The following is a 19,374-nucleotide window of genomic DNA, read 5'->3' as shown; positions in this document are numbered from 1 at the left end:
CGAGCCCGGACGGCTCCGGTTCAGGAAGCGCGGCGGCCGGTTTTCCTGGCAGCCGTCTTCTTGGCCGTCCTGGCCGTGGTGCTCTTGGCCGTGCCGGTCTTGGCTGTGGACGCGGCGGTCTTCTTGCCCTTGGCGGTGGAGGAGGCCGTCGCCGTCTTCTTGGCGGCGGTGCGTTTCTGCGGTGCGGCGGATTTCTTTGCGGTGCTGCGCATCGATTTCGTGGGCGCAGCCTCCTTCTTGGCGCCTTTCCCCGCCCTCTCCTCCTTTCCGGCCGCATTGTCGATGGACGCCTGGAGCGCGGCCATCAGGTCGATGACGTTGTCCGGTGCGGGTGCCGTCTCCTTCTTGGGGACCGGCCGGTCGGACAGGTGGGCGCTGATCAGCTCGCTCAGGGCGATCTCGTACTCGTCCTCCAGCTCGTCGAGATCGAACTCCTCGGAGAGGGTGTCCATCAGGCTCGTGGCCATCTTCAGCTCCTGCGGCCGCACGGTGACCGAGGAGGGCGGTGCGAGGTCGCCGCTGTCGCGGATCTCGTCCGGCCAGTACATGGTGTGCAGGGTCAGCAGGTCGCCGTGGACCCGCAGGAGGGCCAGGGACTCCCGGGTACGCAGTGCGATCTTGGTGACGGCCACCCGCTCGGTCTGCTTGAGGGTCTCGCGCAGCAGGACGTAGGGCTTGTTGGCCGCCGCGCTCTCGGGCGCGAGGTAGTAGCCGCTGGAGAGCTGCAGAGGGTCGATCCGGCCGGCGTCGACGAAGGCGAGCACGTCGATGAGTTTCTTGCTGGGCAGCGGCAGCCCGGCCAGCTCGTCCTGGGTGACGACGGCGGTGTGTCCCTCGTCGTCCTGGAAGCCCTTGGCGATGTGCTCGTAGTCGACCTGTTCGCCGCAGGCTTCGCAGGTGCGCTTGAGGTGGATCCGGCCGCCGTCCGCGTCGTGGACCTGGTGCAGTCTGAGGCCGTGTTCCTGGGTGGCGGCGTACAGCCGTACGGGTACGGACACCAGTCCGAAGCCGATCGCACCTTTCCACATGGTCCGCATAGTTTTATCCCTCCACGGGGAATTCCTACCTTATGTCTGTCTCTCCGGAGCGGCAGGCGGTGGAGATCGAGGGCCACCGGCTGGCCCTGACCCACCTCGACCGGGTGCTCTTCCCCGCATCGGGCCACACCAAGGCCCAGGTGCTGCAGTACTACGCCCGCATCGCCCCGGTGATGGTGGCGCACACGGCCGACCGGCCCGCCTCCTTCGTCCGCGCCCCGGAGGGACCGGGCGGGCAGAGCTGGGTCGCCAAGAACCCGCCCGGCGGAAAGCCCCGGTGGGTGCGGGTGGTGCCGGTGGAGCACCGCGAGGGCGTCACCGAGCAGGTCGTCATCGACACCACGGCCGCCCTGGTCGCGATGGCCAACCTCGGCGCGTACGAGGTGCACGTCCCGCAGTGGACGGCGACGGCCGGCCCCGACGGCCACGACCGGCTCGTCCTGGACCTGGACCCCGGCCCGGGCGCCGACCTCGTGGTCTGCTGCCGGATCGCCCAGCGGCTGCGCCAGCTCCTGGAGGACGACGGGCTGACCGCCCACGCCGTCGTCTCCGGCTCCAAGGGCCTGCATCTGTACGCGCCGGTCCACGCGGCGTCCGGCCGGGCCGCCGGCGGCTACGCCAAGGCGCTGGCCGCCCGCATGATGGGCGAGCACCCCGGCCTGGTCGTGGTCTCCATGGCGCGCGTCGAACGCCGGGGCAAGGTCCTCATCGACTGGTCGCAGAACGCGAGCGCCAAGACCACCGCCGCGCCCTACACCGTGCGGCTGCGGGAGGGCGGCCCCGGAGTGGCCGCCCCGGTCACCTGGGACGAGGTCGCCGCGTGCCGGGACCCCGAGGAGCTCGCGTTCACCCCCGAGCAGGTGCTGGACCGGGCGGAGGCCTACGGGGACCTGCTGGCCCCGCTCACCGGCGACGCCACTCGCGCGCAGCTCCCGTGAGGTCCCTCCTTCAGCCGAGCCGGGTCAGATCGGGCCGCAGCCGGTGCCAGACGGGGTGCCGGAGGCGGCCGGACGCCGTCCAGCCGGAGAAGACGACCTCGGCGACGAGCCGGGGCTCGACCCAGTGCGCGCCCGCCACGTCGGCGGGGCCGGTGAACGGCGGGTCCGCGCGCGGGATCACGGCCAGGTAGCGGGCCAGGTCCCGGCGCTCGCGCTCGGAGAGCCCCGAGCCGACGGACCCGGCGTAGCGCAGGCCCTCCGGCTCCTCCACGCCGACGAGGACCGCTCCGGGCAGCCCGGAGAGGGAGCCGCGGCCCTCGGCCCAGCCGCCGATGATCACGTCGAGGGTGACGACGTGCTTGGTCTTGCGCCATTCGGACGACCGGATGCCGGGTGTGTACAGGGACGTCAGCTTCTTCGCGACGACGCCTTCGAACCCGCCTTCGAGGGTGGCCTCCCAGGCCTGCTGCCCGTGCCCCTCCACGGCGGCCGGCACCGACCAGGCCGGGCCCGCGAGCCCCAGGCCCTCCAGTACGGCGCGCCGCTCCCGGTAGGGGAGGCCGAGCAGGGACCGGCCGTCGAGGTGCATGACGTCGAAGAGCATCAGGCGTACGGGGTACTCCGCCGCGAGGCGGGCCGCCCGGTGCGGGTCGGTGACCCCCATGCGGCGCTGGAGCAGCCCGAAGTCGGGCCGCCCCGCCCCGTCCAGGACGACGACCTCGCCGTCGAGGACCGCGGGCCGGCCGCGCAGCTGCTCTTCCAGGGCCCGGAGTTCGGGGTAGGTCACGGTGGCGTCGTTGCCGGCGCGGGTGACCGGCCGGACGGTGCCGTCCCCGGGGAGGCTCACGACCAGGCGGATCCCGTCCCACTTGACCTCGAAGGCCCACGCCGCCTCCTCGGCCGCGGGGGGCAGGGGCGCGGTGGTCGCCAGCATCGGCCGGATCGCGGGCGGCGGGGCCGGGGCGCGCCGGGTGGTCGGGGCCATCGCCTGCCGCCTAGCCCTTCCCCCGCGCCCACTCCAGCAGCCGGGGCGCCGTCCACGTCGTGATGATGCGCTCGGCGGGGATTCCGCACTCCTCGGCGCGGGCGCAGCCGTGGATCTGCCAGTCGAGCTGGCCCGGGGCGTGCGCGTCGCTGTCGAGAGAGAACAGCACGCCCGCGTCCAGAGCCTGGCGGATCAGCCGGCGGGGCGGATCGAGCCGCTCGGGGCGGCAGTTGATCTCCACGGCGGTGTGGAAGCGGGCGCACGCGGCGAAGACCATCGCCGCGTCGAACGAGGACTCCGGACGCCCGCGGCCGGCCAGCAGCCGCCCGGTGCAGTGGCCCAGGACGTCCACCAGGGGGTTGGCCACGGCCCCGACCAGCCGGCGGGTCATGGTGTCCGCGTCCATACGCAGCTTGGAGTGCACCGAGGCGACGACGATGTCGAGCTCGTCGAGCAGGCCGGGCTCCTGGTCGAGCGAGCCGTCGTCGAGGATGTCGCACTCGATGCCGCGCAGCAGCCGGAAGCCGTCGCCGAGGCTCTCGTTCACCTCGGCGACCACGTCGAGCTGGGCGCGCAGCCGCTCCGCCGTCAGCCCCCGGGCGATGGTCAGGCGAGGTGAGTGATCGGTCAGCACCGCCCACTCGTGCCCGATGTCGCGGGCCGCCCGCGCCATGGCGTCGATCGGGCTGCCGCCGTCGGACCAGTCCGAGTGCATGTGGCAGTCGCCGCGCAGGGCCGCACGCAGGGTCTCGCCGCCCTCCGCCAGCGGCTTCCCGGCCTCCTCCTCCAGCTTGGCCAGGTACCCCGGCACGCGCCCGGCCACGGCCTCCGCCACCACGCCGGCGGTCTTGGGCCCGATGCCCTTCTCGGCGGTGAGCGTGCCGGCGGCCGCCCGGCGCCGCACCTCCTCCTCCGGCAGCCCGGCGATCACCTCGGAGGCCGTACGGAAGGCCTTGACCCGGTACGTGGGCGCGTCCGCGCGCTCCAGCAGGAAGGCGATCCGGTCCAGTGCCTCCACCGGGTCCATCGCACCCACCGCCTCCTTCGCCGTCCGGTACCCCTACCGTGCGCGATCCGGGAGGAGTGCGCACGTGCGAGGGGCCGCGCACCGCCGGGCACGCGCGGGTGAACCGGTGAGTAGGCCCGGTGCGCGGTGGGGAGGGTTCGGGGCATGAGAGCCCCCACACCCTTCCCCTCTCCTTCCTCTCCTTCCTCCGGGTCCCCCGGCGGGCGCACGGGCCGCGCGGTGGTCCTCGGCGCGGGCATGGCCGGGATGCTGGCCGCGGCCGCGCTCGCCCGGCACGCGGGCGAGGTCGTGATCGTGGAGCGGGACCGGCTGCCCGAGGGGATGGAGCCGCGCAAGGGCCTGCCGCAGGCGCGTCACGCGCACCTGATGATGTCCGGCGGCGCCCGGGCGGTGGAGTCCCTGCTGCCCGGCACGATCGAGGGATGGGTGCGCGCGGGGGCCCGCCGGATCCCGCTGGGGACCGGGCTGGTCGCGATGGGCCCGCAGGGCTGGTACCCGCGCTGGCCGGGCACGCAGTTCCTGATGGCCTGCACGCGCGACCTGCTGGACATGGTCGTCCGCGAGCAGGTGCTGGCCCTGCCCGGTGTCACGCTCCGCGAGGAGACCGACGCCCTCGCGCTGCTCGGCAACGCACAGCGGGTCACCGGCGTGAAGGTCCGTGCGGTCGGCAGCCACTCCGCGGAGGCGCTGGAGGCGGACCTGGTGGTCGACGCCTCCGGGCGCGGCTCCCAGGCCGCGCGCCGCCTCACCGAGCTCGGGCTGCACCCGGCGCACGAGGAGACCGTCGACACCGGCATGGTCTACGTGACCCGGATCTTCCGGGCGCCGGCCGGCAGCGAGCGCTTCCCCGTGGTCAGCGTCCAGGCCGATCCGCGCGGGCGGCAGCCGGGCCAGGGGGCGACGATGGTCCCCGTCGAGGGCGGCCGCTGGCTGCTCACGGCCTGCGGCACGCGCGGCGGCGAACCGTCGCGGGAGGCAGGGGAGTTCGAGCCGTTCGTACGCAGCCTGCGCCACCCGCTGATCGCCGACCTGATCGCGGACCGGGAGCCGCTGACCGACGTCCACCTCACGCGCAGCACCGTCAACCGGCGCCGCTACTTCGAGCGCATGCCCGCCTGGCCGGAGGGCTTCGCGGTGGTGGGGGACGCCGTCGCCACGTTCAACCCCGTCTACGGGCAGGGCATGTCCGTGGCCGCCCACAGCGCGGTCGCGATCCGCGGCATCCTGGCGGAGCAGGGCCTGGGGGCGCCCGGCCTGGCCCGGCACATCCAGCGCGCGGTCGGCCGCGCCGCGGGCAGTCCGTGGGACCTGGCCACGGGCGAGGACATCAACTACCCCGGGGCGATCGGCGAGCAGCCCCCGGCCGCGGCCCGGCTGCTGCGCGGCTACGTCCAGCGCCTGATGCGCACCGCCACGGTGAACCCCGTCGTCATGCGCTCCCTCTTCGATGTGATGACGCTGTCCGCGCCGATGACGGCCCTGGTCAAGCCGCCGGTCGTGCTCGGCGTGCTGCGCGGGCCCGGCCGCGCGGTGTGCAACGAGCCGTCGATCACCGCCGCCGAACTGGCCCTGTGCGGGCTGGGCCCGCGTCTCGGCGCGTGAAGGGCGCCCCGCCCGATTGCCGTGGTCCCGTATTCCGCCGGACCCTCGCCGCGGGGGCTGATCGCCGTCGCGGCCGCCACTTCCTTGCAGGACGGCGGCGAGGCCGTGGCGTGGCGGCCGCCGGAGGCGCGGGCGGCAGCGGCCCCTCGGTCGGCCGGGGCCCGGTCGGCCGGGGCTCAGGGGGCCGGGAGGCCTGCCCCGGGAAATCGGGCCCAGAGAGGCTTGCCCCCGGGAAATACGGCCGCCGGATCGTCTCGCCGATCAGCCACGACGGCGAGGGCCCGGCGGAGTGGATACCCGCCGCCGCCCGGAATCCGGCCGTGCCAGCCGCGGCACGCGCGGTGAGCAGGATCCGCGAGGCCTCGAACCGGCGCGTTCGCCCGCCCCGCCGGAGGGTGTTCGCCGCGAGCGGGACTCGCGAGTCCCGAACGGGAGCGTTCGCCCGCCCCGCCGGCGGCTGATCGCCGCGAGCGGGACCCGCAGGGTCTCGAACCTGCGCGTGCGTCACGGCTCGCGGGAGCGCAGCGCCACCGGCGGCAGGAACTCGCCCCGCAGCGTCCGGTGCCACCAGGCGCCGGACTCCCGCCGCTCCTGCCGCGTGGTGAAGCGGTAAAGGTAGAGCCGCGCCCGCACGTGGGTCGGCGGGGCGTCGGGGAAGGGGTTGTGCCGCAGCAGCCGCAGCGTGGCCCGGTCGCCCGTCAGCAGCCGCTCCACGAAGGGGCCGAACCACGGCTCGGCGTAGGCCGGGGAGATCCCGGCGAACCACATCATCCAGTCGAGCCGCAGGTGGTACGGGGCGTACTGGCGGGGCAGCCGCCGCAGGTCGCCGGGCTTGCCCTTGAAGCCGTATTCCTTCCAGACCGTGTCCGGCCCGACCCGCTCCTCGTCGGTGCCCTCGACCACCACCTCGTAGCGCCTGCGGTTGATGCTGCCGAACGCGCCGTAGGTGTTGACCAGGTGAAAGGCGTTGAAGGACATGTTCATCCGCTGCCGGCGCGAGAGCATGTTGCGCACCGGCCACCAGCTCAGGACGGCCACGAGCGCGGTCGCGGCGATCACGAGGCCCTCGTACCAGCCCGGGGGAGGGGGTGCGGGGGAGTGCGCCGGCAGGCCGAAGAGCTCCGCGGCCGCGGCGCCGTCGACCGCGGAGAGGGCCATGACGATGGTCAGCCAGTTGAGCCAGGAGAAGTTGCCGGAGGCAACGAGCCAGAGCTGGGTGCAGATGATCACGGCGGCGGCCGTGCTCGCGACGGGCTGCGGGGTGAAGAGCGCGACCGGCACGACGAGCTGGGCGACGTGGTTGGCGGCCGTCTCCACGCGGTGCAGCGGCCGCGGCAGGCGGTGGAAGTACCAGCTCAGCGGGCCCGGCATGGGCTGGGTCTCATGGTGGTAGTACAGGCAGGTCAGATCCCGCCAGCAGGGGTCGCCGCGCATCTTGATCAGCCCCGCGCCGAACTCGACGCGGAAGACCAGCCAGCGCATCAGCCACAGCACGAGGACCGGCGGGTCCGTGCGGGCGTTGCCCAGGAACACCGCGAGGAATCCGGCCTCCAGCAGCAGCGACTCCCACCCGAAGCCGTACCAGGTCTGGCCCACGTTGACGATCGACAGGTACATCACCCACAGGGCGGCCCACATCGCCATCGCCGCCCACAGCGGCACCGCGTCCGCCGCCCCCGCCACCACCGCCGCCGCCAGTGCCGCGCCCGCCCACGCCCACACCGCGAAGAACCGGTCCGAGTAGTGCAGGTGGAAGACGCCCGGGGCCCTGCGCCAGGGCACGTGGCGCACGAAGCGCGGCACCGGCAGCATGCCCCGCTCGCCGATCAGCGCACGGAACTGGAGCACAGCCGTCAGGAAGGCGACGAGGTAGATGCCGGCGAGCGCGCGCTGCAGCACCAGCCTGCTCAGCCAGTACCCGGAGACCGTGAACCACTCCATGGCGTATCCGTACCACTCCGGAGCGCGTAGTCACATCGAAGAAACGGGCAAAAGGTGTCAGAGTGGCCCTATGGTTGATCGGGGAGCGACGCCTGCCTCCGCGCCGGCAGGATCCGTGCCGGACGACTGGCCCGCTCGCCCGGAGCTCACCTTCGCCCTCAACCGCATGGGCGGCTTCGACTGGGACCTCGACAGCGGCGTGCTGCACATGGACGCCTCGGCCCTGGAACTCTTCGACCTGTCCCCCGAAGAGTTCAACGGCCGCCTCTCGGGCCTGGCCGGCAAGGTGCTCCGCGCCGACGCCGCCGACCTCGACGCCCAGGTCACCCGCGCCCTGAAGGAGGGCCGCGAGACCTACAGCGCCTACTACCGCATCCGCGCCCCCGACGGCAGCCTGCACTGGACGTACACCCAGGGCCGGATCCGGCGCGACGGGGAGGGACACCCGCACCGCATCATCGGCATCGTCCGCGACGCCGCCGAGGAGCTCGGCCACTCCGTCATCCGGCGGGACGAGAACCGCCTCTCGCACACCACCATCGTCGAGACCCTCACCGCCGCCCTCGCCCACGCGCGCACCGTCCAGGACGTCGTCGACTTCTTCCGCGACGACCGGGCCGTCCAGCACCTCGGCTCCGACCTGCTCGTCCTCGGCATCGTCGAGGCCGGCCGGATCCACATGGTCGCCGAGGGCCCCGGCGAGCACTACGTACCCGGCACCCGCTGGACCCGCATCGACGACAACTTCCCCATGAGCGAGGTCATCCGCACGATGGCCCCGCGCTTCATCGAATCCCGCGAGGAGTTCGCCGGCTCCTACCCCTGGCTGTGGGAGCGCATCAGGGACACCGGCATCTCCTCCGCCGCCTACCTCCCGCTCATCGCCCAGGCCCGCCCCCTCGGGGCCATCGGGCTGCTCTACCGCGAGACCCGCGGCTTCACCCAGCAGGAGCGCAACCTGCTCATCGCACTTTCCAGCAGCCTCTCCCAGTCCATCGCCCGCGCCATGCTCTACGACCAGGAGCACGACCTCGCCGAGGGCCTCCAGCAGTCCATGCTGCCGCGCCGCATCCCCGAGGTCCCCGGCGCGCAGATCGCCGTCCGCTACCGCTCGGCCCGCATGGGCCGCGACATCGGCGGCGACTGGTACGACGTGATCCCGCTGCCCGGCGGGCGGGTCGGCGCCGTCATCGGCGACGTCCAGGGGCACGACACCCAGGCCGCCGCCGTCATGGGCCAGCTGCGCATCGTCCTGCGGGCGTACGCCACCGAGGGGCACGCTCCGGCGACCGTCATGGCCCGCGCCTCCTCCTTCCTCCACGAGCTCGACACCGACCGCTTCGCCACCTGCGCCTACGCCGAGGCCGACCTGTCCACCGGCGTCGTCCAGCTGGTGCGCGCGGGCCACATCGACCCCCTGCTGCGGCACACCGACGGCACCTGCCGGCGCCTGCCCGTATCCGGAGGGCTGCCGCTCGGCCTCTCGGCCGAGTTCGGCCGGCTCGACTACCCCGTGACCACGGTCGAGATCGACCCCGGCGAGACCCTGCTGATGTTCACCGACGGCCTCGTCGAACAACCCGGCTCCGACCTCGACGAAGGCATGCAGCGGCTGTCCACGATCGTCCGCGACGGCCCCTACGAGCTCCACCAGCTGGCCGACCGGCTGTGCGACATGATCGGCGAGCGCGTCGGCGAGGACGACATGGCCGTCCTGCTGCTGCGCCGCCAGGGCGCGGCCACCCAGGGCGGCGGCCGGCTCCAGCAGCACATCGCCCCGGCCGACCCCGAGGCCCTCTCCGCGGCCCGCCACATGATCCGCGCGGCGGTACGGGCCTGGGGCGCCCGCGAGCGCTCCGACGAGATCGAGCTGGTCGCCGACGAGCTGGTGACCAACGCCCTGCTGCACACCGACGGCGCGGCCGTGGTCACCATCCGCATCATCACCGGCCCCGAGCGGCGGGTGCGCGTCGACGTCGAGGACAAGTCCAGCACGCTGCCGCGCCGCCGCGAGCCGGGTGAGTCGGGGGTCTCGGGGCGTGGCCTGCTGCTGGTCGACCGGCTCACCGACGTGTGGGGGGTCGAGTCCCGCGGCTCGGGGAAGTGCGTGTGGTGCGAGTTCGTGGTCCCGGGGCGGCACGAGGGCGCGCGGACGGTGGCCGGAACACCAGAATCCGGTTGATCCGTACGTCACCTGACAGAGCGTCCGATCGTTGCCCCAGTCACTCAGAATTGCGTATTCCACGCCGATCCGGGTCAACTGTGCTCTCCACCCCCCAAGATCACGAAAAGGGTTCCGAGAGCATGCGAAGACTCACCCCCTTCGTCTTCCTCGGTGCGACCGCCCTGGCCGCGCCGATGCTGATGACCGTTCAGGCGCCGCCCGCCCGTGCGTTCGGCACCGTCAACACCCTCGGCCAGCACGCCGAGCACGAGCGCATCACGCGCGCGGCCCTGGCCTGCCCGTCCGGCGCCCCCTCCGACGGCAGCTGCTTCGAGCCCCGCTCCCTCGACCAGATAGCGGGCCGCGGAGGGACCTTCGGCGCCGTCGGGGCCCCCGACACCGACGAGGTCCTCAGCCCGGCCGCCCACTGCGACAACGCCGACTACCTCGCCCAGGCCGGCTACGCCCGCACCCGCGACCAGGCGACCAAGGAACTGCTCGCCTGCGTCGCCCGCCTGCAGGCCCGCTTCGCCGAAGGCGTCACCGCCGCCGGCGCAACCCTTGACGCCGGCGGCGCCGTCGCCGCCCGCGAGGCCGACCTCGCCAAGGACTGCACCTTCACCCTCGGCGTGCCCGGCCGCAATAAGTGCGAGGCCCTCGAGGGCTTCGGCCGCGCCCTCCACGGCGTCCAGGACTTCTACTCGCACAGCAACTGGACCGACAAGGCCGACCCCGGCCGCCCCACCGGCAAGAACAACCCGCCCGGGCTGAACCTCCCCGCTCCGTCCCCGCTGTTCGCCCTCGGTGGCGGGCAGCCGCCGCAGAGCCCGGCCGTCCCGGCCGGCCTCACCACCGGCTGCTTCTCCCTCGTGCCCCTCGGCTGCTCCGGCCGCGTCCAGCACGGCGACCTCAACAAGGACAACGGCCTCATCGACCCCGCCACCGGCGCCACCGGCAGTCCGGGCACGGCGCGCGGCAAGACCGGCGGCAACTTCGACCGGGCCGTCCAGGGCGCCGTCGCCGACACCCGCCGGCAGTGGGCCGACTTCCGCACCGCCCTCGTCACCCGCTACGGCAAGGAGCGCGGCGAGCGCGCCGCCTGTGTGCTGACGCACGACGACCCGGCCCGCACCTGCTAGTGCCTGTTCGGCGGAAGGAAGTGCCCGCCGCAACCGGGGGCACCTCCCGGCGGTGGCTGGGATCGCCACGGCGAAGAGGCCAAGGTCACAGCAGTTGCCACTGCTGCAGGGCGCCCCGGCTCCCCTAGCCTTCCCCCCATGACGGTCCTGCCTGACGAAGGCTTCCCCCTGGCCGCCGAGTTCCCGGACCCCACCCGCGAGCAGTGGCAGCGCCTGGTGGAGGGTGTACTGCGCAAAGCGGGCGCGGCTGACGCATCGGGCCCGGCTGCCGAGGCGGCACTCGCCACCGAACTCCAGGACGGGCTCGTAACCGGCCCGCTCTACACCGCCGACGACGCCCCCGCCGCGCCCGGCTACCCGGGCTTCCCCCCGTTCGTCCGCGGCGGCCGGGCCGAAGGGACGGCCGCGACCGGCTGGGACGTGCGCCAGCGCCACGCCCACCCGGACCCGCGGCAGGCCAATGACGCGGTGCTCGCCGACCTGGAGAACGGCGTCACCTCGCTCTGGCTGACCGCCGGGCCCGCCGGCATCCCCGTCGACGGCATCGCCACCGCCCTCGACGGCGTCTACCTCGACCTCGCCCCCGTCGTCCTCGACGCGGGCGCGGACTTCGAGGCCGCCGCCCGGGAACTGCTGCGCCTGTACGACGAGCGCGGCCTCGCCCCCCGCGCCGCCCTCGGCAACCTCGGCGCCGACCCGCTCGGCACCCTGGCCCGCACCGGCACCGGCGCCGACCCCGAGGCCCCCCTGGCCGCCGCGGCCGCCCTCGCCGCCCTGTGCGCCGACGGCCGGCCCGGCCTGCGCGCCCTGACCGTCGACGCCCTGCCCTACCACGAGGCCGGCGGGTCCGCCGCCCAGGAGCTCGGCTGTTCGCTGGCCACCGGCGTCGCCTACCTCCGTACGCTCACCGCCGCCGGGCTGACCGTCGACCAGGCCTGCGCCCAGCTGGAGTTCCGCTACGCGGCCACCGCCGACCAGTTCCTCACCATCGCCAAACTGCGCGCCGCCCGCCGCCTGTGGGCCCGCGTCGCCGAGGTCAGCGGCGCCGCCACCGCAGGCGCCGCCCAGCGCCAGCACGCGGTCACCTCCACGGTGATGATGACCCGCCGGGATCCGTGGGTGAACATGCTGCGCACCACCGTCGCCTGCCTCGGCGCGGGCGTGGGCGGCGCCGACGCCGTCACCGTCCTGCCCTTCGACGACGCCATCGGCCTGCCCGACGCCTTCGCCCGCCGCATCGCCCGCAACACCTCCTCGGTGCTGCTGGAGGAGTCGCACCTGGCCCGGGTCATCGACCCCGCGGGCGGCTCCTGGTACGTGGAGCGCCTCACCGACGAGCTCGCGCACGCCGCCTGGGCCTGGTTCCAGGAGCTGGAGCGCGCCGGAGGCCAGGCCGCGGCGCTGCGCTCCGGCCTGGTGGCGGAGCGGCTCGCCGCGACCTGGGCCCGCCGCTCCGCCGACCTGGCGACCCGGCGCGAACCGGTCACCGGCGTCAGTGAGTTCCCGCACCTCGGCGAGCAGCCGGTGCAGCGCGAGCCCGCGCCCGCGGCCCCCGGCGGCGGCCTGCCCCGGGTCCGGCGCGACGAGGCCTACGAGGCCCTGCGGGCCCGCTCCGACGCCCACCTCGCCGCGACCGGGGCCCGCCCGCGCGTCTTCCTGGCCGCGCTCGGCCCCGCCGCCGCCCACACCGGCCGGGCCACGTTCGCCGCCAACCTCTTCCAGGCCGGCGGCATCGAGCCCGTGCACGAACCCGCCACCGTCGACGCGGACTCCGTCGCCGAGGCGTTCGCGCGCAGCGGCGCCGGGGCGGCCTGCCTGTGCTCCGGCGACAAGCTCTACGCCGAGCAGGCCGAAGCCGTCGCCGCCGCCCTCAAGGCCGCGGGCGCCGGGCGGGTCCTGCTCGCCGGGAAGCCCGGCGGCGAGCAGCGGGAGGCGTATCTGCGGGCCGGGGTCGACGAGTTCGTCTTCGCCGGCGGTGACGCGGTCGCCGTCCTCTCCTCCGTCCTCGACCGCATGGGAGTGGCGTGATGCGCATCCCCGACTTCTCCGGAATCGACCTGGGGCCGGCGGACGCCGGCCGGGCGGCCGACCCCGGGCACTGGCGCGCGGCCCTGAAAGAGGCCACCGGCAAGAGCGCCGAGGACCTGGTCTGGGAGACCCCCGAGGGCATCGGCGTCAAGCCGCTCTACACCGCGGACGACCTGCACGGGCTCGACTTCCTCGGCACGTACCCCGGCATCGCGCCCTACCTGCGCGGCCCGTACCCGACGATGTACGTCAACCAGCCCTGGACCATCCGGCAGTACGCCGGGTTCTCCACCGCCGAGGAGTCCAACGCCTTCTACCGGCGCAACCTGGCGGCCGGTCAGAAGGGCCTGTCCGTCGCCTTCGACCTGCCCACCCACCGCGGCTACGACAGCGATCACCCGCGCGTCACCGGCGACGTGGGCATGGCGGGCGTCGCCATCGACTCCATCTATGACATGCGGCAGCTCTTCGACGGCATCCCGCTGGACAGGATGAGCGTGTCGATGACGATGAACGGGGCCGTGCTGCCCGTCCTCGCCCTCTACATCGTCGCCGCCGAGGAGCAGGGCGTACCGCCCGAGAAGCTGGCCGGGACCATCCAGAACGACATCCTCAAGGAGTTCATGGTCCGCAACACCTACATCTATCCGCCCCGGCCCTCGATGCGGATCATCTCCGACATCTTCGCGTACACCTCGCAGAAGATGCCGCGCTACAACTCCATCTCCATCTCCGGCTACCACATCCAGGAGGCCGGGGCCACAGCCGACCTGGAGCTCGCCTACACCCTCGCCGACGGCGTGGAATACCTGAAGGCGGGCATCGAAGCGGGCCTGGACGTCGACGCGTTCGCGCCCCGGCTCTCCTTCTTCTGGGCGATCGGCATGAACTTCTTCATGGAGATCGCCAAGCTGCGCGCCGCCCGCCTGCTGTGGGCCCGGCTCGTCAAGCGCTTCGAGCCGCAGAACACCAAGTCGCTGTCGCTGCGCACCCACTCGCAGACGTCGGGCTGGTCGCTGACCGCGCAGGACGTCTTCAACAACGTGGCCCGCACGTGCGTGGAGGCCATGGCCGCGACCCAGGGGCACACCCAGTCGCTGCACACCAACGCCCTGGACGAAGCCCTCGCCCTGCCCACCGACTTCTCCGCCCGCATCGCCCGCAACACCCAGCTGCTGCTGCAGCAGGAGTCCGGCACCTGCCGGGTCATCGACCCCTGGGGCGGCAGCGCCTACGTCGAACGCCTCACCCACGACCTCGCGCGGCGCGCCTGGCAGCACATCGAGGAGGTCGAGGCCGCCGGCGGCATGGCCCAGGCCATCGACGCGGGCATCCCCAAGCTGCGCGTCGAAGAGGCCGCGGCCCGTACCCAGGCGCGCATCGACTCCGGGCGGCAGCCGGTCATCGGCGTCAACAAGTACCGGGTCGACAGCGACGAGCAGATCGAGGTGCTCAAGGTCGACAACTCCTCCGTGCGCACCCAGCAGATCGAGAAGCTGCGGCGGCTGCGCGCCGAGCGCGACGAGACGGCCTGCCAGGACGCCCTGCACGCGCTCACCAGGGCCGCCGAGGCCGGATCCGGCCAGGGCCTCGAAGGCAACCTCCTCGCCCTCGCCGTCGACGCCGCCCGCGCCAAGGCGACCGTCGGCGAGATCTCCGACGCACTGGAGAAGGTCTACGGACGCCACGCCGGGCAGATCCGTACGATCTCCGGTGTGTACCGCGAAGAGGCCGGCCCGTCGTCCGGCGTGGAGCGCACCCGCGCCCTGGTCGAGGCGTTCGAGCAGGAGGACGGCCGCCGCCCGCGCATCCTCGTCGCCAAGATGGGCCAGGACGGCCACGACCGCGGCCAGAAGGTCATCGCCACCGCCTTCGCCGACCTCGGCTTCGACGTCGACGTCGGCCCGCTCTTCCAGACGCCCGAGGAGGTCGCCCGGCAGGCGGTCGAGGCCGACGTGCACATCGTCGGCGTCTCCTCCCTCGCGGCCGGACACCTCACGCTCGTACCGGCGCTGCGCGAACAGCTGGCGGAGCAGGGGCGCGAGGACATCATGATCGTCGTCGGCGGCGTCATCCCGCCGCAGGACGTCCCCACGCTGCTGGAGATGGGCGCCGCGGCGGTCTTCCCGCCCGGCACGGTGATCCCGGACGCCGCCCACGACCTGCTGAAGACCCTCGCCGGGGTCCTCGGCCACGAGCTGTGAGCAAGGGCTCCTGACATGGCGCGGACGATCGACATCGACGCCTACGTGAAGGGCGTGCTCGACGGCAAGCGCGCGGTCGTCGCCCGCGCCATCACCCTCGTCGAGTCCACCCGGGCCGACCACCGGGCCCTCGCCCAGCGGATGCTGACCGAGCTGCTCCCGCACGCGGGGGCGGCCCGGCGGATCGGCATCACCGGTGTGCCGGGCGTCGGCAAGTCCACCTTCGTCGACGCCTTCGGCACGATGCTCACCGGGCTCGGCCACCGGGTCGCCGTCCTCGCCGTCGACCCGTCCTCCAGCCGGACCGGCGGGAGCATCCTGGGCGACAAGACCCGCATGGAGCGCCTCGCCGTCGACCCCGCCGCCTTCATCCGGCCCTCGCCCACGGCCGGCACCCTCGGCGGCGTGGCCCGGGCCACCCGCGAGACCATCGTGGTCATGGAGGCCGCCGGCTACGACGTCGTGCTCGTGGAGACCGTCGGCGTCGGCCAGTCCGAGACCGCCGTCGCCGACATGGTCGACAGCTTCCTCATGCTCACCCTCGCCCGGACCGGCGACCAGCTCCAGGGCATCAAGAAGGGCGTCCTCGAACTGGCCGACATCGTCGCCGTCAACAAGGCCGACGGTCCCCACGAGCGCGACGCCAAGGCCGCCGCACGCGAACTGGCCGGAGCGCTGCGCCTGCTGCAGCCGCCGGACGCCGCCTGGAACCCGCCCGTGCTGACCTGCAGTGCCCGCGAGAACACCGGCCTGGACGTCCTCTGGGACCGGCTGGAGCAGCACCGGCGCGTCCAGGAGAGCACCGGGGCGCTGGCCGCGCGGCGCCGCGAGCAGCAGGTCGACTGGGTCTGGACGATGGTCCGCGAACAGCTCCTGAACGAGCTGCGCGGCCACCCCGCGGTCCGGGCGGCCGGGCCGGGTATCGAACGGCAGGTGCGCGAGGGCACGCTCCCGGCGAGCCTGGCGGCGGAGCGGCTGCTGGAGGCGTTCCGCGCTCCCGGGGAGCACGGCCCGTCCGGTAACTGAGGGCCGCGAATGCCCGGGACGGGCCCTCCGGCCCCGGGGAACCTTGCGGTCGTATCGTGCGTTTTCCCCGAACCGGCCTGCCCGTGGCCGGAACGGGGGAAGGAGCGCGATGAACGACCTGGTCGCCGGAGGCAACGCCACGCTGCCCGACGGCGCGCTCGCGCTCCGCGTGCCCGGCCCCTTCGACCTGTCGGTGATCGTCACCGGCGAGGCGGGAAAGGTGGCCGGGGACGGGGACTTCGTCTTCTACAACCAGCCCTTCGCGCCCGGAGCCCGGCTTGCCGGCGACACCGTCACCGTCGACCCGCGGGGGCTGCGCGCGGGCGCCGCGCGCGTCACGGTCGTGGTGAGCCCGGCGGACCCCGGCACGCCGCTCGGCTCGCTGCCCCCGCCCGTCCTGACGGTCGCCGGCGGCGGGGGAGCCGTGCTGGTGCGGTTCGCGCCGCCCCGCCCCGGCCACGAGACCGTCCTCCTGCTCGCGGAGCTCTACCGGCGCGGCGAGGCATGGAAGATACGGGCCCTGGGCCAGGGGTACGCGGACGGGCTGGCGGGCGTGGCACGGGACTTCGGGGTGGAGGTGACGGAGGAGGGGAGCGAGACCCACGAGGGGCACGGGCACGGGCCGGACGCGACGGCCGAGGAGTTCGCCGCCCTCGTGAACGCCGAGCGGTCCGCGGCCGGGGTGCCGTCCGTGACCGTGGACCACCGGCTGGTCTCCGCGGCCCGGGCGCACGCCGCGGACATGGCCGCACACGGCCGCCTCGCCGCCGAGAGCCCGGACGGGACGTCCCTGTACCACCGCATCGCCGTCACCGGCTACCGCTGCCTGACCGTCACCGAGCACCTCGTCTCCGGCCCCCGCACCCCGGCCGAGTTCGTCGCCTACTGCCTGGCCGGGAGCGAGCGGGCCCTGCCGTTCCGGGATCCGGCCGTCGCCCACGTCGGCGTGGGCCACGCACCGGCACCCTCGGGGGACACCTACTGGACCGCCGTGTGGGCCGCGCCCATGACCACCGCCGGGCTTGCCCGCCTGGCCGCGGAGGTCACCGCTCTCACCAACGCCGAGCGCGCCGCGGCCGGTCTGCGCCCGCTGGCCGCCGATCCCCGGCTGGCCGTTGCCGCGCAGGCACACAGCGACGACATGGTCGCCCGCGACTTCTACGCCCACACCTCGCCGGAAGGGCGCGAGCCCTGGGACCGGGCGCGGGCGGCGGGGTGCCCGCACCCGGGCATCGGCGAGAACATCGCCTGCGGGCAGCGCAGTGCGGCGGAAGTCGTCCGGGGCTGGATGAACAGCCCCGGCCACCGTGCCAACATCCTCAAGCCGGACTTCGCGCACATCGGCGTGGGCTACGCCACGGGCAGCAGCGCCGGCACGTACTGGACGCAGCTGTTCGGCACATGACCGGGGCCGGCGCCGAGGCCTGACGAGGGGTCAGGCGAGCCCGAGCCCGCCGTCGTCCACCGGTGCGAAGTGCCGCTCGACGTCCGCCTCCGTCACGGCCTCCAGCCGGGCGGGCACCCACCGCGGCGTGCGGTCCTTGTCCACCACCTGCGCGCGGATGCCCTCCAGCAGGTCGGGGTCGGCCAGCGAGGCGCATATGACGCGGTAGTCCTGCTCCAGCGCCTCGGGCAGACCGGGCAGCCGGCGGGCGCGGCGCAGCGCGCTCAGCGTGACCTTCAGCGCCGTGGGCGACTTGCCCAGGATCGCCTCCGCCGCCTTGCCGGCCTCCGCGACGCCGCTTCCGGTGAGCCGGCGGAGGATCTCCTCGACGGTGCCGGCGGAATAGCAGTGGTCGATCCAGTCCTGCTGTGCGGCCAGTTCGCCGGCGGGGGCCGGGGCGGCGAAGGCCCGTACGGCCTCGGCGGGTTCCGACACGGCCAGCGCGGCGGCGAACTCCTCCAGCCGCGCCGCCGGGACGAAGTGGTCGGCGAACCCGGCGCGCACGGCGTCGCCCGGGCCCATGCGCGAGGTCGTCAGGGCCAGGTGCGTGCCGAGTTCGCCCGGGGCCCGGGAGAGCAGGTACGTGCCGCCGACGTCGGGCGCGAAACCGATGGCCGTCTCGGGCATGGCCACCGCCGACCGTTCGGTGACGATCCGTATGCCGCCGTGCGCCGACAGGCCGACGCCGCCGCCCATCACCAGGCCGTCCATGAGGGCCACGTACGGCTTGGGGTAGGCGGCGATCCGGGCGTTGAGCCGGTACTCGTCGCGCCAGAACTCCCTGGCGTCCGCGCTGCGCCCGGTGCGGACGCCGTCGTGGACGGCCCGCACGTCGCCGCCCGCGCACAGGCCGCGCTCGCCCGCGCCGTCGAGCACCACCGTGCTCACGGCGTCGTCGTGCTCCCACGCGTCCAGGGCGGCGTGGATGCGGCGGACCATGGCGTGGGTGAGCGCGTTGATGGTGCGGGGCCGGTTGAGGGTGATGCGGCCCGCGCGCCCCTCCCGGCGCAGGAGTACGGCGTCGTCGATGGTGGTCATCGTTCCCCTTTCACTGGATGGCGGAGCGGGGTGGCCGAGCGGCGCGCGGCGGGGGTGCGCTCCCGTCAGGAGCGGCCGGACGCGGTGGCGGTGCCCGCCGCGTCCGTGATGCCCCGGATCGGGCAGCGCGGGCCGGTGGCGCGCAGCAGCCGCAGGTCGGCCGTCACGAGCGTCGCCCCCAGCTCCTCGGCGACGGCGACGTAGGCCGCGTCGTCCGGCGTGAGGTTGTCCTTCAGCTGCCACATCCGTCCCAGCAGGGGCTCGACCGCGACCTTCCGCAGCGTCAGCCCGGGCAGCCGCCCGGCGACTTCGGCCACCCGCTCGGCGCTCACCTGTCCCGCGAGGTACATCCCGCGCAGGGACTGCATCACTTCCACCAGGATGTGCTCGGGCGCGGCCCACTCGGCGTCCGCCGCGAGCGCGGCGCGGGCGCCGTCGCCCCGCGGTCCGTCGTCGGCGAGCGCCAGAACGAGTGCGGAGGCGTCCACGACGATCAAGGTGACTCCCAGCGTGTGCAGGATGCGGCGGTCGCGGCAGACGCCGCGCCGCCACCCTAACCGCGCGGCCGGGCCCGGGGGCCGCCGGGTGGAACACCGGGTCGGGGCCGGTGCCCTGACGCGGGCCCGGAGGGCGCCGACGGCGTTTCCGTCCCGGATGGACGGGCGGCCGCGGACGGGCAGGCGTCGGCCGGGGCGGCTTGTCCCGGCCCCGGCGGCCTGGCCCAGGCCGCCCGGCACTCTGCCGCGCCGCGCAGAGCTGTGCCGCGCAGGGCCGGCACGTGCGGCCACCGGGCCGGCCGGA

The 19,374-nt window shown here is 74.2% G+C and carries 14 protein-coding genes; 8 read left to right on the top strand and 6 right to left on the bottom strand.

Annotated features, from left to right (window positions below; genetic code table 11):
- Positions 1-20: 20 nt before the first annotated feature.
- Positions 21-1,028 (bottom strand): non-homologous end joining protein Ku, encoded by a 1,008-nt coding sequence (gene ku / locus FGW37_RS04490; protein ID WP_246430266.1) that lies wholly within the window; start codon positions 1,026-1,028, stop codon positions 21-23.
- Positions 1,029-1,069: 41 nt separating this feature from the next.
- Between ku and ligD (FGW37_RS04485) the strand changes: the two genes are divergently transcribed.
- On the top strand, positions 1,070-1,975 hold the full coding sequence (gene ligD, locus FGW37_RS04485) for a non-homologous end-joining DNA ligase (RefSeq protein WP_179079867.1): 906 nt from the start codon (positions 1,070-1,072) through the stop codon (positions 1,973-1,975).
- 10 nt (positions 1,976-1,985) lie between these two features.
- Here ligD (FGW37_RS04485) and ligD (FGW37_RS04480) read toward each other — a convergent pair whose 3' ends face one another.
- Complete coding sequence (gene ligD, locus FGW37_RS04480) at positions 1,986-2,960, bottom strand: non-homologous end-joining DNA ligase (RefSeq protein WP_179079866.1); 975 nt, start codon at positions 2,958-2,960, stop codon at positions 1,986-1,988.
- 10 nt (positions 2,961-2,970) lie between these two features.
- Positions 2,971-3,987 (bottom strand): PHP domain-containing protein, encoded by a 1,017-nt coding sequence (locus FGW37_RS04475; RefSeq protein ID WP_179079865.1) that lies wholly within the window; start codon positions 3,985-3,987, stop codon positions 2,971-2,973.
- 144 nt (positions 3,988-4,131) lie between these two features.
- On the opposite strand from FGW37_RS04475, the gene FGW37_RS04470 reads away from it, so the two are divergent.
- Positions 4,132-5,589: an FAD-dependent monooxygenase gene (locus tag FGW37_RS04470; protein ID WP_179079864.1), complete on the top strand. Its 1,458-nt coding sequence runs from the start codon at positions 4,132-4,134 to the stop codon at positions 5,587-5,589.
- 504 nt (positions 5,590-6,093) lie between these two features.
- Here FGW37_RS04470 and FGW37_RS04465 read toward each other — a convergent pair.
- A complete protein-coding gene (locus tag FGW37_RS04465) occupies positions 6,094-7,530 on the bottom strand; it encodes a lipase maturation factor family protein (RefSeq protein ID WP_179079863.1) in 1,437 nt (478 codons plus the stop codon).
- A gap of 70 nt (positions 7,531-7,600) precedes the next feature.
- Between FGW37_RS04465 and FGW37_RS04460 the strand changes: the two genes are divergently transcribed.
- The 6 genes from FGW37_RS04460 (at position 7,601) to FGW37_RS04435 (ending at position 17,496) form a co-directional block, all read left to right on the top strand.
- Positions 7,601-9,712 (top strand): SpoIIE family protein phosphatase, encoded by a 2,112-nt coding sequence (locus tag FGW37_RS04460; RefSeq protein ID WP_179079862.1) that lies wholly within the window; start codon positions 7,601-7,603, stop codon positions 9,710-9,712.
- 122 nt (positions 9,713-9,834) lie between these two features.
- Complete coding sequence (locus tag FGW37_RS04455) at positions 9,835-10,833, top strand: CinY protein (RefSeq protein WP_179079861.1); 999 nt, start codon at positions 9,835-9,837, stop codon at positions 10,831-10,833.
- A gap of 138 nt (positions 10,834-10,971) precedes the next feature.
- Positions 10,972-12,861, top strand: a complete 1,890-nt coding sequence (gene mutA, locus FGW37_RS04450; protein ID WP_179079860.1) for a methylmalonyl-CoA mutase small subunit — start codon at positions 10,972-10,974, stop codon at positions 12,859-12,861.
- A complete protein-coding gene (scpA, locus tag FGW37_RS04445) occupies positions 12,861-15,065 on the top strand; it encodes a methylmalonyl-CoA mutase (protein WP_179079859.1) in 2,205 nt (734 codons plus the stop codon). The genes mutA and scpA overlap by 1 nt, the downstream gene beginning before the upstream one ends.
- A gap of 15 nt (positions 15,066-15,080) precedes the next feature.
- The gene (meaB, locus tag FGW37_RS04440) at positions 15,081-16,091 is read left to right on the top strand and encodes a methylmalonyl Co-A mutase-associated GTPase MeaB (RefSeq protein ID WP_179079858.1); all 1,011 of its coding nucleotides are present in this window, start codon (positions 15,081-15,083) and stop codon (positions 16,089-16,091) included.
- Between the two features lie 109 nt (positions 16,092-16,200).
- Positions 16,201-17,496, top strand: coding sequence for a CAP domain-containing protein (locus tag FGW37_RS04435; protein ID WP_179079857.1), 1,296 nt, complete (start codon positions 16,201-16,203; stop codon positions 17,494-17,496).
- A gap of 30 nt (positions 17,497-17,526) precedes the next feature.
- Here the strand turns inward: FGW37_RS04435 and FGW37_RS04430 are convergent, their stop codons facing one another.
- Positions 17,527-18,573, bottom strand: coding sequence for an enoyl-CoA hydratase/isomerase family protein (locus tag FGW37_RS04430; RefSeq protein ID WP_179079856.1), 1,047 nt, complete (start codon positions 18,571-18,573; stop codon positions 17,527-17,529).
- Positions 18,574-18,638: 65 nt separating this feature from the next.
- Complete coding sequence (locus FGW37_RS04425) at positions 18,639-19,061, bottom strand: type II toxin-antitoxin system VapC family toxin (RefSeq protein ID WP_218650570.1); 423 nt, start codon at positions 19,059-19,061, stop codon at positions 18,639-18,641.
- Between the last annotated feature and the right edge of the window lie 313 nt (positions 19,062-19,374).

Origin of the sequence: Streptomyces rectiverticillatus, assembly GCF_013394065.1 — a bacterium.
Taxonomy (GTDB): domain Bacteria; phylum Actinomycetota; class Actinomycetes; order Streptomycetales; family Streptomycetaceae; genus Streptomyces; species Streptomyces rectiverticillatus.
The sequence above is the reverse complement of the archived record's forward strand: the minus strand, read 5'-3'. Positions and strand labels throughout refer to the sequence as shown.

Coding starts and splice junctions, on each gene's coding strand:
- ku (WP_246430266.1), bottom strand. CDS start 1,028: ATGTGGAAAGGTGCGATCGGCTTCGGACTGGTGTCCGTACCCGTACGG.
- ligD (WP_179079867.1), top strand. CDS start 1,070: ATGTCTGTCTCTCCGGAGCGGCAGGCGGTGGAGATCGAGGGCCACCGG.
- ligD (WP_179079866.1), bottom strand. CDS start 2,960: ATGGCCCCGACCACCCGGCGCGCCCCGGCCCCGCCGCCCGCGATCCGG.
- FGW37_RS04475 (WP_179079865.1), bottom strand. CDS start 3,987: ATGGACCCGGTGGAGGCACTGGACCGGATCGCCTTCCTGCTGGAGCGC.
- FGW37_RS04470 (WP_179079864.1), top strand. CDS start 4,132: ATGAGAGCCCCCACACCCTTCCCCTCTCCTTCCTCTCCTTCCTCCGGG.
- FGW37_RS04465 (WP_179079863.1), bottom strand. CDS start 7,530: ATGGAGTGGTTCACGGTCTCCGGGTACTGGCTGAGCAGGCTGGTGCTG.
- FGW37_RS04460 (WP_179079862.1), top strand. CDS start 7,601: ATGGTTGATCGGGGAGCGACGCCTGCCTCCGCGCCGGCAGGATCCGTG.
- FGW37_RS04455 (WP_179079861.1), top strand. CDS start 9,835: ATGCGAAGACTCACCCCCTTCGTCTTCCTCGGTGCGACCGCCCTGGCC.
- mutA (WP_179079860.1), top strand. CDS start 10,972: ATGACGGTCCTGCCTGACGAAGGCTTCCCCCTGGCCGCCGAGTTCCCG.
- scpA (WP_179079859.1), top strand. CDS start 12,861: ATGCGCATCCCCGACTTCTCCGGAATCGACCTGGGGCCGGCGGACGCC.
- meaB (WP_179079858.1), top strand. CDS start 15,081: ATGGCGCGGACGATCGACATCGACGCCTACGTGAAGGGCGTGCTCGAC.
- FGW37_RS04435 (WP_179079857.1), top strand. CDS start 16,201: ATGAACGACCTGGTCGCCGGAGGCAACGCCACGCTGCCCGACGGCGCG.
- FGW37_RS04430 (WP_179079856.1), bottom strand. CDS start 18,573: ATGACCACCATCGACGACGCCGTACTCCTGCGCCGGGAGGGGCGCGCG.